Annotated in this window: 13 protein-coding genes; 6 read left to right on the top strand and 7 right to left on the bottom strand. The window is 41.9% G+C overall.

The window, feature by feature from the left end; all coding sequences use genetic code 11:
- The first annotated feature begins 20 nt into the window (after window positions 1-20).
- Entirely contained in the window at window positions 21-842 is an 822-nt protein-coding gene (cysE, locus tag F0229_RS03685) for a serine O-acetyltransferase (protein ID WP_009847961.1), read from the top strand.
- Window positions 843-925: 83 nt separating this feature from the next.
- Window positions 926-2077 (top strand): murein hydrolase activator EnvC, encoded by a 1152-nt coding sequence (locus F0229_RS03690; protein ID WP_301338062.1) that lies wholly within the window; start codon window positions 926-928, stop codon window positions 2075-2077.
- A 62-nt stretch (window positions 2078-2139) separates the two neighbouring features.
- Here F0229_RS03690 and F0229_RS03695 read toward each other — a convergent pair whose 3' ends face one another.
- Together F0229_RS03695 and F0229_RS03700 are read right to left on the bottom strand one after the other, a co-directional pair.
- Window positions 2140-2778, bottom strand: a complete 639-nt coding sequence (locus tag F0229_RS03695; RefSeq protein ID WP_017063104.1) for a TetR/AcrR family transcriptional regulator — start codon at window positions 2776-2778, stop codon at window positions 2140-2142.
- 108 nt (window positions 2779-2886) lie between these two features.
- Window positions 2887-4050, bottom strand: a complete 1164-nt coding sequence (locus F0229_RS03700) for a nucleotide sugar dehydrogenase (protein WP_171732273.1) — start codon at window positions 4048-4050, stop codon at window positions 2887-2889.
- A 151-nt stretch (window positions 4051-4201) separates the two neighbouring features.
- Between F0229_RS03700 and rfaD the strand changes: the two genes are divergently transcribed.
- From rfaD to F0229_RS03715, 3 genes are all read left to right on the top strand, one after another.
- The gene (gene rfaD, locus F0229_RS03705) at window positions 4202-5143 is read left to right on the top strand and encodes an ADP-glyceromanno-heptose 6-epimerase (protein WP_017063102.1); all 942 of its coding nucleotides are present in this window, start codon (window positions 4202-4204) and stop codon (window positions 5141-5143) included.
- A gap of 134 nt (window positions 5144-5277) precedes the next feature.
- Window positions 5278-6234 (top strand): lauroyl-Kdo(2)-lipid IV(A) myristoyltransferase, encoded by a 957-nt coding sequence (gene lpxM, locus F0229_RS03710; RefSeq protein WP_171732274.1) that lies wholly within the window; start codon window positions 5278-5280, stop codon window positions 6232-6234.
- A 10-nt stretch (window positions 6235-6244) separates the two neighbouring features.
- Window positions 6245-7507 (top strand): O-antigen ligase, encoded by a 1263-nt coding sequence (locus F0229_RS03715; protein ID WP_171732275.1) that lies wholly within the window; start codon window positions 6245-6247, stop codon window positions 7505-7507.
- A gap of 163 nt (window positions 7508-7670) precedes the next feature.
- Here F0229_RS03715 and F0229_RS03720 read toward each other — a convergent pair whose 3' ends face one another.
- From F0229_RS03720 to F0229_RS03740, 5 genes are read right to left on the bottom strand one after another with little or no spacing between them, the layout of a single operon-like run.
- Window positions 7671-8747, bottom strand: a complete 1077-nt coding sequence (locus tag F0229_RS03720; RefSeq protein WP_253820969.1) for a glycosyltransferase — start codon at window positions 8745-8747, stop codon at window positions 7671-7673.
- Window positions 8747-9799, bottom strand: coding sequence for a glycosyltransferase family 52 (locus tag F0229_RS03725; RefSeq protein WP_240698154.1), 1053 nt, complete (start codon window positions 9797-9799; stop codon window positions 8747-8749). Before F0229_RS03725 ends, F0229_RS03720 begins: the two co-directional genes overlap by 1 nt.
- Window positions 9799-10878 carry a glycosyltransferase family 4 protein gene (locus F0229_RS03730; RefSeq protein WP_171732277.1) on the bottom strand — a complete coding sequence of 360 codons (1080 nt, stop codon included), beginning with the start codon at window positions 10876-10878 and terminating at the stop codon, window positions 9799-9801. Before F0229_RS03730 ends, F0229_RS03725 begins: the two co-directional genes overlap by 1 nt.
- Before the next feature lie 10 nt (window positions 10879-10888).
- A complete protein-coding gene (locus F0229_RS03735; protein ID WP_171732278.1) occupies window positions 10889-11680 on the bottom strand; it encodes a glycosyltransferase family 2 protein in 792 nt (263 codons plus the stop codon).
- 9 nt (window positions 11681-11689) lie between these two features.
- Window positions 11690-12721: a UDP-N-acetylglucosamine 2-epimerase gene (locus tag F0229_RS03740; protein ID WP_171732279.1), complete on the bottom strand. Its 1032-nt coding sequence runs from the start codon at window positions 12719-12721 to the stop codon at window positions 11690-11692.
- Window positions 12722-12853: 132 nt separating this feature from the next.
- Between F0229_RS03740 and waaA the strand changes: the two genes are divergently transcribed.
- Window positions 12854-14116, top strand: coding sequence for a lipid IV(A) 3-deoxy-D-manno-octulosonic acid transferase (gene waaA / locus F0229_RS03745; protein WP_171732280.1), 1263 nt, complete (start codon window positions 12854-12856; stop codon window positions 14114-14116).
- The last annotated feature ends 36 nt before the right edge of the window (window positions 14117-14152 follow it).

Here is a 14152-nt window from a genome sequence, read left to right on the forward strand (position 1 = left end):
TAGATAAGATGGATGGTAAAATGAAACACTGTGAACAACAAAAAGTTTGGCAATGCATTGTGAAGGAAGCTCGACAGCAGTCAGAGCAAGAACCTATGCTTGCGAGTTTTTACCATGCCACCATTATCAACCACGAAAGCTTAGGCGCTGCATTAAGTTATATCCTAGCCAATAAGCTAAAGACGGCTTCAATGCCCGCAATGGCGGTGCGTGAGGTGGTTGAACAAGCATTCAAGCAAGATCAATCGATTATTGATGCGGCTGCTTGTGATATCTGTGCGACGGTAAATCGAGATCCTGCGGTCGAGATGTACTCGATGCCTCTGCTTTATCTGAAAGGCTACCACGCTTTGCAAGGTTACCGAGTGGCTAACTGGCTATGGAAGCAAGGGCGTATTGCACTTGCTACTTACCTACAGAACCAAATTTCGGTTGCTTGCCAAGTGGATATTCACCCAGCCGCTCGTATCGGTAAAGCGATCATGCTCGACCACGCGACCGGTATCGTGATTGGTGAAACAGCCGTAGTTGAAAATGATGTATCTATCCTTCAAGACGTGACTTTAGGTGGTACGGGTAAAGAAGGTGGCGATCGTCACCCTAAAATCCGAGAAGGTGTAATGATCGGTGCCGGCGCTAAAATACTTGGCAATATTGAAGTGGGTGAAGGCGCGAAAATTGGTTCTTGCTCAGTGGTTCTTCAAGCCGTTCCGCCTCATACGACTGTCGCTGGTGTTCCTGCAAAAATTGTTGGAAAGCCGAAAACTGATAAGCCATCTTTAGACATGGATCAGGGGTTTAACGGTCGCTCTCAGAACTTCATCCATGGTGATGGGATTTAAGAGCAGATTCGGGATCCGACGAATAGCCGATAGCCGAGATGCGAAAAGACTCGCAGCAGATGCTGATTATTAATAAGAGCAAAATGACGATAATGATGAAACCCGTTCAATCAATGAGCACTGTTCTTTTGATATCTGCCAGCCTTGGTGTTGCTCTTTTGTCTTCATCATCATTTGCTGCATCTCAAGGTGAACTGAAAGGCGTATCAAGCGAAATCTCTCGTCAACAGAAAGCGCTCTCTTCCCAGCAAAAGAAACTCGATAGCCTACAGGCAAACCTCAAGAAGCAGGAGCTGTCCATCGCTTCACTTGAAAAAGCGATTCTAGACAGTAAAAAGCAGCTCAATACTGCTAATGCTAATATTGCTAATTTAGACACAAAGATTAAAGCGCTCACTGCACAGAAAAAAGTCCAGACAGACAAGTTAGAGCAGCTCATTCAGACTTACTACATGACGAGTCGAGCTAAGGCTTCTTCTCACATTCTCAACATCGGTGTAGAAGAAGATCGCATCAGTCATTATTACCAGCACCTTGCCAAAGCTCGCTCCGCAACCATTAAAACGATTGAACAGACGCAACTTGAATTAGAAGAAAGCCACAAACAGCGTCAACTTGAGCAAGAACAGATAGCAACACTGCTAAAACAGCAAACCACCAAGCGCGATACGTTAGCCAAAACTCAAACGCAGCGTAAGAAAACGGTTGGCAGCATCAAGAAAAACATCTCGGGTGACAAGAATTACCTAGCAGAGCTTCAGCGAAATGAAACACGCCTCAAAGCTGAAATAGCGAAAGCAGAAAAAGCGGCTCGAGAACGACGTAATGCAGTCCCGATGGATGGCCTAGCAAAACGTAAAGGTAAGCTGCCTTGGCCGATCAAAGATAAAGTTCTACATAACTACGGTTCACGTCAAACGGGGCAAATTAACTGGAAAGGCATGGTGATAAACGCCAAGTACGGTCAGCAGGTAAAATCGGTTTACTCTGGCACGGTGGTATTTGCCGAGTATCTGCGTGGCTATGGATTAGTGGTGCTACTTGACCACGGTAAAGGTGATATGACGCTCTACGGCTTTAACCAAGCACTTTTAAAGAAAGAAGGTGACAAGGTTAAAGCTGGCGAAGCGATTGCGCTTGCTGGTGACACTGGCGGCCAAACGCGCCCTTCACTGTACTTTGAGATTCGCAGAAACAGCCAAGCCCAAAACCCGAAGAGTTGGTTAGTTCGATAAAGAGCAGATACGGGATGCGAGTATCTTTCTTCGAATCCCGTATACCGCTTACTCGTCTCTTTCTATTTAGAGTTCAACGCCCTTACACCATCTTCTAATAATGTCAGCTGTTCAAAACCTTGCGCGGTCGCAATTGGTTTAACGGTCGCTATCATCTGCAGCATTCCTTGATGAACGACTTGCTCGGTAATTTGGGCTTTTGGAGACATCGCAGACTGATACGCCAACCAACCCGATGCGATCAAGTGAAGAGAAGTGACCATCGATTTCATTTCCGTATCCGTTGCTTTGAGCAGGTTCAACTCAACGAAGGCTCGCATGATATCGACAAGATTCGTTTGCAGCTTTTCTTGTACGGCCATGTAATCAAGGTGGAGTTTTTCATCACGTGACAATATTTCAGGGAGGTTTGCGTAGAAAAATCGGTACTTCCACATCAGTGTGAAGATAGAGTCTAAGTAGGTCTTTAGTAGCGTCAGGCTTTCTTGCTGGCCTTGAATCGGCGTGAACCTTTCAAGCAACTCTGTTGAATAGAGAGTAAAGATGTCACGGACAATTTCTTGCTTGTTGCGGAAGTGGTAGTAAAGGTTACCAGGGCTAATCTCGATATGCTCAGCAATATGATTGGTCGTAATACTACGCTCACCGTGCTCATTAAAAAGCTCTAGAGCAGCGTAAACAATCTTGTCACGTGTTTTCATTAGTTATTAGTATCCCTATCCGTTTAGAGGTTCAGTATATCGCCACTAAACGGATAGATCGAGCTGTTAACATCTGGTCTAATTAGCATTAGCTAAAATAGAGCCGAATCAATCACTGCCAAACAGATCTCGTGTGTAAACCTTGTCTGCTACGTCTGCGATCTCTTCTACCATTCGATTAGAAACAATCACATCGGACACCGCTTTGAACTCAGCAAGATCAGAATAGACTTTCGAGTTAAAGAAGTGCTCTTCTTTCAATACCGGTTCAAACACAACAACTTCGATACCTTTAGCTTTCAAGCGCTTCATGATCCCTTGAATTGAAGAAGCACGGAAGTTGTCCGAGCCTGCCTTCATGATCAAGCGATAGATGCCGACCACTTTAGGAGAACGCTTGATGATTGAATCCGCAATAAAATCTTTGCGGGTACGGTTAGCATCAACAATGGCACCGACAATGTTGTTTGGTACATCTTGGTAGTTCGCTAATAGCTGTTTGGTATCTTTGGGTAAGCAGTAGCCACCGTAGCCAAACGAAGGGTTGTTGTAGTGACTGCCAATTCGAGGGTCTAAGCCAACACCTTCGATGATCTGACGAGAATCCAAGCCATGCGCTTCCGCGTAAGAATCAAGCTCATTGAAATAAGAAACTCGCATCGCTAGGTAGGTATTTGAGAACAGTTTTACTGCTTCTGCTTCTGTTGAGTTAGTAAACAAAACATCGATGCTTTCTTTTTCTGCGCCTTCAACCAGCAGATTCGCAAACACTTTAGCGCGTTCCGAACACTCACCAACGATAATACGTGATGGGTGTAGGTTATCGTACAGGGCTTTGCCTTCGCGTAAAAACTCAGGTGAGAACATAACGTTTTCACAGTTCAGTTCTTGCTTAACACGCTCAGTATAACCAACAGGGACCGTTGATTTGATCACCATAACAGCATTTGGATTGATATCCATGACGTCTTTAATGACCGATTCTACAGAGCTGGTATCAAAGTAATTATTTTTTGGATCATAATCGGTTGGTGTAGCAATGATGACAAACTCAGCATCTTTGTAAGCCGCTTTATCTGTTGTCGCCCTGAAATTCAGCGCCTTATTTGATAGAAAGTGCTCAATCTCATTATCTACAATCGGTGACTGCTTATTATTCAGCATTGTCACTTTTTCATCGATGATATCTACCGCGACTACTTCATGATGTTGTGCTAACAGCATTGCGTTTGATAGACCCACATACCCAGTACCGGCTACTGCAATCTTCATGATAATACCTATAGTTTTGAGTAATTAACTCAACATAATTTATAACTTAGCTTGCCGTATCATACTCTGGTTGGGGAATTATTCCACTAGCCCGCTTTATCCATTCCTTGCTATACTCGTGACAGTTTTGTATTCAAAAGAGTTAGAAATTATGATTATCGTAACTGGTGGTGCTGGCATGATTGGCAGCAATATTGTTAAGGCGCTTAATGAAGCGGGCCACAACGATATTCTAGTCGTCGACAACTTAAAAGATGGTAAGAAATTTAAGAACCTTGTAGACCTAGACATCACGGATTACATGGATCGTGATGACTTCCTAACTCAAGTCATGGCCGGTGATGATTTTGGTCATATTGAAGCTGTTTTCCATGAAGGAGCATGCTCTGCTACCACTGAGTGGGATGGCAAATACATGATGCTCAACAACTATGAATACTCAAAAGAGCTACTTCATTACTGTGTTGAACGTGAAATTCCTTTCTTGTATGCCTCTTCAGCTGCAACTTACGGTGAAACCGACACTTTCATTGAAGAACGAGAGTACGAAGGTGCATTGAATGTCTACGGCTATTCAAAACAACAATTTGATAACTACGTTCGCCGCTTAACCGCGGATGCAGCAGCACACAACGAAAAGCTTTCGCAAATCGTAGGGTTTCGTTACTTCAATGTTTATGGTCCACGCGAGCAACACAAAGGCAGCATGGCCTCTGTCGCTTTCCACCTAAACAACCAAATGAATTCCGGTGAAAACCCGAAATTGTTCGCAGGTAGCGAAACCTTTAAGCGTGATTTTGTGTATGTAGGTGATGTTGCGGCTGTAAACTTGTGGTTCTTAGAAAATGGGGTATCTGGCCTCTTTAACCTAGGTACTGGCAATGCTGAGTCGTTTGAAGAAGTCGCCAAGGCAGTTATCAAGCACCATGGTAAAGGCGAAATCGAAACGATTCCTTTCCCTGAGCATTTAAAAGGTGCTTACCAAGAATTCACTCAAGCAGACCTAACGAAGCTTCGCGGTACAGGTTGCGATATCGAGTTTAAAGCAGTAGCCGATGGCGTTGCTGAGTACATGAAGATCGTAAACGCTTAACGGTATATTTCAGATTAGGACCAATAATACACCCTACTTTTAGCGTGTATTATTGGGAATGTCTAACGAATATAATCATTCCCAGAGTGACCGATATTAAGTTAACTCTCTGATTTAAATAATGTAGTGAATGAATGACCACACAACGCAATGATTTTGATCCAAAAGCTTACAATCCTGAGTTTGAATGGGGTTTTCTAGCACCTAAATACTGGGGAACTTGGATTGCTGTTTTGTTATCGTCTTTAGTCTGCTTCTTACCTAATAGCATTCGTTTAGCATTAGCTAAGTTTATGGCTAAGCAAGCTGTAAAAATTAAGAATAAGGCTAACCGCCGGGCTAGAGTGAACCTTGAGATGTGTTTCCCTGAGCAATCAATCGAAGAGCGCGAAGAAACTCTCTATCAGTCATACGTTACTTCCATCTCATTTTTGATGGGATTTGCTTCACTGACACTCAAGAGTAAAACTTGGCTAGAGAATAACACTGCGATAAACGGCCTGAGCAATCTAACCGATATTACAGACAGTGGCGAGAATGTGATCTTGCTAGTGCCACACACATGGGCTATCGATATCCCAGCGGTATTATTAGCTTCACGCAATTTACCTGTATCTGCGATGGCGAAAGCACAAAAAAACAAACTCAGTGACTGGCTAATGCACCGACAACGCGTGCAATACGGCGGTCGTGTTTATGATCGCAGTGGTGGTATCAAACCTTTCATCAAGTCGGTACGTGATGGGTACCTGGGTTACTACCTCCCTGATGAAGATCTTGGCCGTGAGCACAGTGTCTTCGTTGACTTTTTCGCGACTCAAAAAGCAACTATCTCAGGCCTTGGTCGCCTATCAAAACTGAGTAAAGCTAAAATTGTGCCCTTGTTTGCTCAATACGATAGCAGTACAGGCCAATACACCTTGGACTTCTACCCTGCTCTACCCTTCCCAACAGGAGGCGAAGAGGAGGACGCGCGTATGATGAACCAATGTATTGAAAATTACGTGAGCAAAAACCCAGAGCAATATATGTGGATCTTAAGGCTGCTTAAGACTCGCCCGGATAGCAATGTAAACCCTTATAAAAAGTAACCGCCATAAAATGTCTTCAACTCACTTTTCTCACACAAAAGCAGTACCTTTTTTTGCTGCTTGCTTTCCTGTTATATGCATTGCTTATGGCTCGGGATACAACTACTCAAGTATTCTCTTACTGCTCGCTTGTATTGCTAGCTTATTTATTAATAAGAATAAACCTCAATTAAGCTCTGAGGAAAAGCTGTTTATCTATACTCTCTGTTATTATTTCGCCACCTTTTTCGTATTAAAGCTTATCCATGGTGAGAAGTGGAGCTTTATAGACAAGCCGAGTAGAGCGCTGCTCACTATTCCTATTTTTATTGCACTACTGCGCTACCCACCATCATGGAGGAGCCTCGCTGTCGGGATAAATATAGCCTCAATTTGTTCAGCTGTAGTTGCCCTATACTTTTTACAAAATTATCCCGAACTAAGAGCATTTGATGGGCGTATTCCTAACCTTTGGTTTGAAGGTTACATGCAGATTCAGACGGGTGGCATGGTCACCACATTTGCTATGTCTAGTCTAGCTATAGCGTTATTGGAAATCAAAAAGAAGAACTATCTATTCTCCATCATGTCTTTGATTGCATTCGCCTTGGCATCTTGGGCCAGTTTGCAATCTGAAAGTCGAGGCTCTTGGTTACTCGTTCCCGTTGCTACGCTTGTAATTATCCACTACAAGTTCAACTTGTTCCGTATCAAAGTTATCCTATTAACTCTTGTTTCGATATCACTTGCAATTGCTACTCTTAGTACTAACGATACTGTTACCTCTCGAGTCAATGAAGCTATCAGTGATTACAGCCAGTACAACTCGAGTACCAATGCCTTTACCTCAGTGGGGATTCGACTCAACTTATGGAAAAGTGCATCAATCACTTTTTTAGAAAACCCTTTAGTGGGTGCTGGCATTGATGGAAGACTCGAAAAAAGAAAATCATTAGGTGATGCTGGTATTATAGATAAGCAAGTATCTCGAATGACTTATCATGAGCATAATCAATTTCTAGAGGCCGCCTCTGTTAGTGGACTTATAGGATTAAGCGCTTTGGGATCCATATTCTTAGTACCATTTTTTCTTTTCTTTAAGGTATTGGGCAGCTCATCATCTTGTCAGAACTCTAAGAACTTTAGCCTGCTTGGAATAGTCAGCATCATACTTATGATCGGTTACTGTCTTACACAAGCTTTCTTCAATCATAACTCTGGGACAATTTTTTATCTGGTTTGGACTAGCATCTTACTCTCAGCATCGATGAAAAAGGAAAGTAATATTTCATGAATAACAAGTTTATATTTATGATTAGCATCGCAATATTGATAAATCAGTAAAAAGCATCTACTAATGTACCAGTACGGGAGTAAGTAAACGGATATTACTCCCCTCTTCTTGTACAAGATATAAATTATGACTAATCTACTGAAATGGTTAATTCTCCATAAATCTAAGATAGATTAAGTCGGTGGTATATTCCTGCTATACGTTCCGCTAAAAACTTACCATCAAGAGGAACTATATAATGTTCTCTATGGTCCAGCATTTTGTCCATATTATCAGCTAAGTGACTTTCTCTTGATACTACCACATTATTTCCCCCAATTATTTCACTAATACCACCAGAACAATCCGTCGTAAGTATAGGCTTTTCAAGGGCTATTGCCTCTATTAATACCGTAGGCAAACCCTCGAAATCAGAGGTCAGCACTAAGCCTTTAGAATGCTTTAAATAAGGGTATGGGTTCGCTAAAAAACCTTTAAAAATAACACGTTCTTCAAGACCTAGGGCTTTAACTTGTTGCTGAGCTTTCTCTAACAGGCCACCATTTCCAAGTAAGACAAGCTTGACTGATGTGTTAGTCATTTTTGAGAATGCATCAATTAAACGGTCATGTCGCTTAGCTCGATTGAATCGTCCAATGTGAACAAGATAGTCACCTAAACTATCCACATCAACAGGTTCATCAGCTAAATCTTTAAGTTCTGCTAACTCTGTTGGGTTATAAATAACAGTATTTGAAAATTTAGACTCAAATGATGATTCATACTCACATTTTGAAGCTTCGGAAACAAAGATCAACGGATGATTTTTATACGTAGTATTGATTTTTCTTTGTATTTGTTTCTTTTTAATCCAACTCTTGCCTCTTAAAAACGCAGAAGAATATGAGCTATGTATCACATGATGAGTTTTTAAAGTACTTTCAGACATTATTTTGTCAGCAAGTAACATGTTACTCAGTACCAATGCATCTTTTGAGATTTTCTTAGTGACATATGCATCTATGGATTTTGCCACATTTTTCTTATATGAAAGACGTCTTAAACCCTTTTTAGATACGTTACAAAAATCACTAACGAAGTGTACTCTATACCCTGCAATATCGTGTTCAACAGCTTTTTCTATAGAGACAATATGACACTCATAGTCTTGATATTTTTCCATCGCCTTATAAAGGTTAAGAACAAACTTCTCTGCTCCACCTCCCCGCAAAGCTGATATCACAAAAACCATTTTTTTCATCAAAACATTGCCTCTAAGCGTTTATTTAAGTCTAAAAGACTTTCTTTCCATTTATTATAAATCTCAGCCTGAATCTCAGCTTCATCATCCGCTATCAAAGTCATTCTACGGCAAAAACCTTCAAATCCCATGCCAGCACTAGAGTACACCGATAGGACTACTGGTGAGCTTGTAGAACCAAACACCAACAACTCCAATGGGACTTTGCTTTTTATAAACTTTGAATCTGGAAACGCACTTTTATACTTATCTTCATTTTCTCTAGGGTGTACTTTAAAAGCATATGTACAGTTTTGATCTTCAAGGTACTCCGCCATCTTACGATAAATGTCTATATCCTTTCCTGACTCGTTCATGCCAGAGATAGAAATAGGTTGAGTTGCAATGATTACATCAGGGATCACTACGTTTGAATTATCCAACTTAAAAATTGAATACAAGAATGTGTTGACGTTATTAGGAACGATGAAGTCTATACGTTGTACTTTGCTTGCAATTTTACTAGGAGCCAATTCAGGGGTTAGTAAATGGATAAATTTACAGCGTCTATCATCTCCAATATAACGTCGACCTTTTTTATTACAAAAAAAACGGTCAGTGAAACTTAGCTCAGTGCCTGTATAATTCGACAACCCGTCTTCTATAACTTCATAAAAGGGGAAAGCTAAACGTATTAGTCTTGAAAGGCGGTTACGATCATTAAATAAAAACAAACGAGTATTTTCGGTTGTGAATGGCTCACTTAATATTTCACTTTCATATAGCTTATTATCGGTTCTCTTTTTGAAAAAATCATTTTGATAATTAGCAACAGCAAAGCATTTATGAATAATTCCCATACCACCACTATATATTTCTTCAAGAAGTTTTTTTCTCTCAATAAACTTCACAGTAATGGTACTGGGTAAGATAGACAAATCGAAGCTTTCAGGATCAAGTCCCTGTTGATCCGTAACAACTATGATTCTACTTTTCTGCTCTATCTCATTTAATGATTTCAATAAAGCAAATAGAAAGTGTCGTAATGTAGAACACAAATACAGGTTCATCATTATTTACTCAACAATCTATCAAAAAATTCCAAATGCTTCTTCACTGTCACTCGTGAGCTAAAGCTTTCATCTAGGCGCTTCTTAGCCGCTTCACTCATGGCTGTGCACTTGGCCTTGTCTTGTGCGAGCTTGTCCATAGCATCGCCCAACGCTTTAGCGTCACCAGTTGGGACAATATAACCCGTCTCGCCATCTACAACGAGTTCAGGGGCTCCACCAGTAGTCGTAACTACAGAAGTAGTGCCATTGGCCATTGCTTCAACAATAGTGCGTGGTAGCCCTTCTCCGCTAATCGATGGCTGAACTTGAAAGTCAGCCATACACATGATTGAAGGGATGTCAGTACGATGACCAATGTAGTGAATACGCTCACTCATAGGACTTGCTTTCATCTCATCAAAATGAGTCTCATAGCCGCTGCCCGCTAAGATCAAATGGAAGTTCGGTGCAGTAATGTATTTGGTCGCCTCAAGTAAAACAGAGATGCCCTTACTTGGCCTTACATGCGCTGCAGTAATCGCGACGACATCATCTTCATTCAAGCCAAATTCAGATCGCTCAGTTGGTGGTACTTTATACCAATCCAATTCATGCCCTTTGTATATGGTAACAACGTTATCTTTGTTCTTCCAAACGCGCTTCACCACATCTTGTCGAACCGCTTCTGAAACACAGACTATGCCATCTACTCGAGGGTGAAGCTGAGTTAGGTAAGCACTTGGGTCATGTCGATACAATCCACCAGTAGTGCCTCGATAAACGACTAATTTAACGTTGAAACCAATACACGCAAATGCTGCATTGGGGATTGTCTTAGAGTTAAAAGCATAGCAGATGTCGTAACTGTGCGTTTTTAACTCGTGACGGATCTTTTTAATGGTATCAAAACAAATTTTACGTTTCGGATAGCCATCTACTACTCGGATACCGTGCTCTTCTAGCTTCGATACGTGCTCAGATTCTCCCTGAGTCATTATCGTCACTTGATGCCCTTGACGAGCTAGTTCGATAAAAATCGCAGCTTCTGGACGCAAACTATTCCATGCATGTAAGTAAGATGCACAAACTAAAATCTTCATCTATCGGTCCCTATTTAGCTTGGTCTGTTGAACGGTCTTCTGAGCGATTTTCAAGAATCCACAAGCCGACATATTTATTGAAATTCACCTGAGCGTAAGTCATAGCCATAATGAAACCGACACTACCATCCATAAAGCCACGACGGATAATATAGACTAAGAAGAACGTCCATATCGCTCGTAGTAGAGCGAGGAATAGGCCATGTGATTTCTTGCCTTTACGATGGTACTTTTGCGAGCCGAGCCAGGCGTACTGCGCTGCTTTATCTAGGCCGTGGCCATAGTCACGATGGGTGTAATGAAGAAGAAATCCCTTCAATATCCCTGTAGAGCCTTGCTCCGGAACGACGGTCTCGTGAACCTCGTCTAACGTATATCGAGAGCCTTCTCTCTTAAACAGTCTTAATACTGCACGAGCACTGCGGCCATGTTTTAGAGTCGTGCCATAAAGAGTCACTCCCCAAGGAAGTTTATAAGCAGTATGTTTAATTTGATCTTGTTTTAATAATTCAACAAGAGCCTTGCTCATTTCAGGGTCTAAAGCCTCATCTGCATCGATTGATAACACCCAATCACATGTCGCTTTATCTAGCGCTCTTTGCTTTTGCTTACCAAAGCCCGGCCAATCGGTGATGGTCACGTTGTCTGTGTATTTTTGACATATCTCAACGGTTGTGTCCGTTGATCCGCTGTCTAACACAATTAGCTCATCGGCAATATCAACCACAGATTTTAGGCAAGTTTCAATTCGGTCTTCTTCATTCTTGGTAATAACAATGACAGACAGGGTATGTTTTCTCATTATTCAGCCCTAGAATTTCCAATAGTTTAATGATTTACGGATTTTAAAGTTACGAATCCAATTTTTTGGCTTGTTATCTTGCCAGCCGCTTTCTAGCACATCAGTAATAGCACTCAGAACTCTCGCTGAGGATTGCCCATCTAAATATGGTGTTATTGACGGGCCGTAATGAGCGATAGCGTTATCTCTTTCTTCATTAGGTAGCATTGCTTGCTTAATTGCTGACTCTAATTGCTCGGCTTTAGTAATGTTAATAAAGCTTGCTTGAGGGTCTCGATTATTTACCGTGACAACAGGCTTATTGAGCAACAAGAATTCCTGAAATATCGATGAGTTGTCACACACCATAACATCAGCACGATGCTGCATTTCAATCACTCGATCATTGTCGAAGAACAGAAGGTTGTCCCCTTCCAACGCCTGGTATTTTTCTCGTGTCTCTTGCTTCATTTTAGGATGCAATGTGACTAACCATTGCCACTGGCTCAGTTTGCTTAGGCGCTTAAGCTCTTCATAAACCAATTCAGCACACGATAAGCTTGGCGAAAAGGTAGAAGCGAATAGAATTTGCGGTCTTTCAAAATGCTTGTCACTGGTTTGATAATTAAACAAGCTATCGAGCTTCAGCCACCCGGTCTCTTTAACTTGAAAATAGCCGCGCTGCTTAGCTAGCGGCTCAAGCGAGCTTGTTCTTTCATGGCCTTCGGTGCAATACAAATCAAATAGACCACGTTCAGGGTATAAGTTCCCACGTTTGCTCTCGTTCAAACCATGAAATACTTGTACCTTCAACCCTGGAATAAACGCTGGAACACGATCGCCGGGCACTAGAACGGCAGAAGGATTAAAGGCAATAGCTTCTGTCAAAGAGACGCTCTGCTCTTGATCCAGTAAAAGATGTTCAGAAGCGTCTTCACCAACAAGCAACCACTTAACCTCATGGCCGAGTTGCTTCGCGTAATCATAGAATGGGCGAAGAATAGCAAATGAATAATTTTGCTCGACGTAGAGCAAGAAACGATAGGTTTGATAGGTTTGCATAAGCGATGAGATAAAATTCACCATGTCCGTTTGAAAGCGCAACTAAGCATTTAATTATAACGCTCTTTACTTTCGAGATTGAAGAAAATACTCTTCTGAATATTGATTTTGCCTTCTGGTGTCACTGTTCTTATGCTTATACGACTTATCTATACTCTCATATTGTCATTAGCTTCTCCGCTACTGCTGTATGGGCTTTATAAGAGCAAACCTGGAAAGCCAAGTTTTGGTCAGCGTTGGAAAGAACATTTCGGGATCACACCGCAAACTCAAGGTAAGAATCCTATCTGGATTCACGCAGTATCGGTTGGTGAATCGATTGCCGCCGTACCGATCATAAAGCAACTGAAGCGACGCAATCCAAACCAAGCCATTATCGTTACCACCACAACCAGCACGGGTGCAGAGCAGATAGAAAAACTCGGTGATTTGGTCGAACATCGCTACATGCCGATTGATTTTTCTTGGTGTGTACGAGGCTTCCTTAAATCAGTAAAACCAAAGCAAATGTTGATTATGGAAACAGAGCTTTGGCCAAACACGTTACATTGCGTCGCGAAAGCTGGGATTCCTATTTCAGTACTCAACGCTCGCCTATCTGAGCGCTCGTGCCAGCGCTATGCTAAATTCCAATCCGTCTTTAACCTTCTAGCGAAAAACCTTTCTCAAGTACTCTGCCAATACCCAAGTGATGCTGAGCGTTTTATACGATTAGGGTTAGATAAAGCATCGGTGCATGTGACTGGGTCGATCAAGTTTGATATTGAAGTTTCAGCTGAACAAGTATCAAAAGGCAAAGCGTTACGTGAACAAATTGGCTTTGAACGCTGTGTGTGGATAGCAGCCAGCACTCATCAAGGCGAAGATGAAATTATCTTAGACGCTCATAAACAGCTCCTTAAAGACAATCCAAATACCTTGCTGATGATTGTGCCTCGTCACCCTGAACGATTCAGCCAAGTGACGGAACTGGCTAAACAGCAAGAATTCAACACCATCACTCGAACAAGTCAACAACCTATCGCCTCTGATGTTGAAGTGTATATTGCTGATACGATGGGAGAAATGTTGACCTTACTCGGTGGTGCTGATGTGTGTTTTATGGGAGGAAGCCTTGTAGGCGATAAGGTAGGTGGCCACAATCTTCTAGAACCAGCAGCTCTACAGCTACCCTTACTGAATGGCCCTAGCTACTTTAATTTTAGCGAGATCACCGACAAGCTACTGGAAGCCAATGCCGTGGTTATTTGTCAAGATAGCCAAGATATCGCAGGCCAACTCCAACAACTGTTCAAACAATCAGAACTGCGTAAAACTAAAGGCTTAGCGGCTTATCAAGTAGTTGAACAGAACCGAGGGGCGTTGAATAAAACCTTGGCATACATTCTTAGCTAATGGCCTTCTTAGCTAGTCACCACTCTTAACTAACAG

It is taken from the genome of Vibrio sp. AIC-3 (genome assembly GCF_013114515.1).
Taxonomy (GTDB): Bacteria; Pseudomonadota; Gammaproteobacteria; order Enterobacterales; family Vibrionaceae; genus Vibrio; species Vibrio crassostreae_C.

What these genes read in the sequence shown, in the direction of transcription:
- F0229_RS03695 (WP_017063104.1), bottom strand. Translation starts at nt 2,778, where the DNA reads ATGAAAACACGTGACAAGATTGTTTACGCTGCTCTAGAGCTTTTTAAT.
- rfaD (WP_017063102.1), top strand. Translation starts at nt 4,202, where the DNA reads ATGATTATCGTAACTGGTGGTGCTGGCATGATTGGCAGCAATATTGTT.
- F0229_RS03740 (WP_171732279.1), bottom strand. Translation starts at nt 12,721, where the DNA reads ATGCAAACCTATCAAACCTATCGTTTCTTGCTCTACGTCGAGCAAAAT.
- F0229_RS03730 (WP_171732277.1), bottom strand. Translation starts at nt 10,878, where the DNA reads ATGAAGATTTTAGTTTGTGCATCTTACTTACATGCATGGAATAGTTTG.
- F0229_RS03700 (WP_171732273.1), bottom strand. Translation starts at nt 4,050, where the DNA reads ATGAAGATTGCAGTAGCCGGTACTGGGTATGTGGGTCTATCAAACGCA.
- F0229_RS03715 (WP_171732275.1), top strand. Translation starts at nt 6,245, where the DNA reads ATGTCTTCAACTCACTTTTCTCACACAAAAGCAGTACCTTTTTTTGCT.
- F0229_RS03735 (WP_171732278.1), bottom strand. Translation starts at nt 11,680, where the DNA reads ATGAGAAAACATACCCTGTCTGTCATTGTTATTACCAAGAATGAAGAA.
- waaA (WP_171732280.1), top strand. Translation starts at nt 12,854, where the DNA reads ATGCTTATACGACTTATCTATACTCTCATATTGTCATTAGCTTCTCCG.
- F0229_RS03725 (WP_240698154.1), bottom strand. Translation starts at nt 9,799, where the DNA reads ATGATGAACCTGTATTTGTGTTCTACATTACGACACTTTCTATTTGCT.
- F0229_RS03720 (WP_253820969.1), bottom strand. Translation starts at nt 8,747, where the DNA reads ATGAAAAAAATGGTTTTTGTGATATCAGCTTTGCGGGGAGGTGGAGCA.
- F0229_RS03690 (WP_301338062.1), top strand. Translation starts at nt 926, where the DNA reads ATGACGATAATGATGAAACCCGTTCAATCAATGAGCACTGTTCTTTTG.
- lpxM (WP_171732274.1), top strand. Translation starts at nt 5,278, where the DNA reads ATGACCACACAACGCAATGATTTTGATCCAAAAGCTTACAATCCTGAG.
- cysE (WP_009847961.1), top strand. Translation starts at nt 21, where the DNA reads ATGAAACACTGTGAACAACAAAAAGTTTGGCAATGCATTGTGAAGGAA.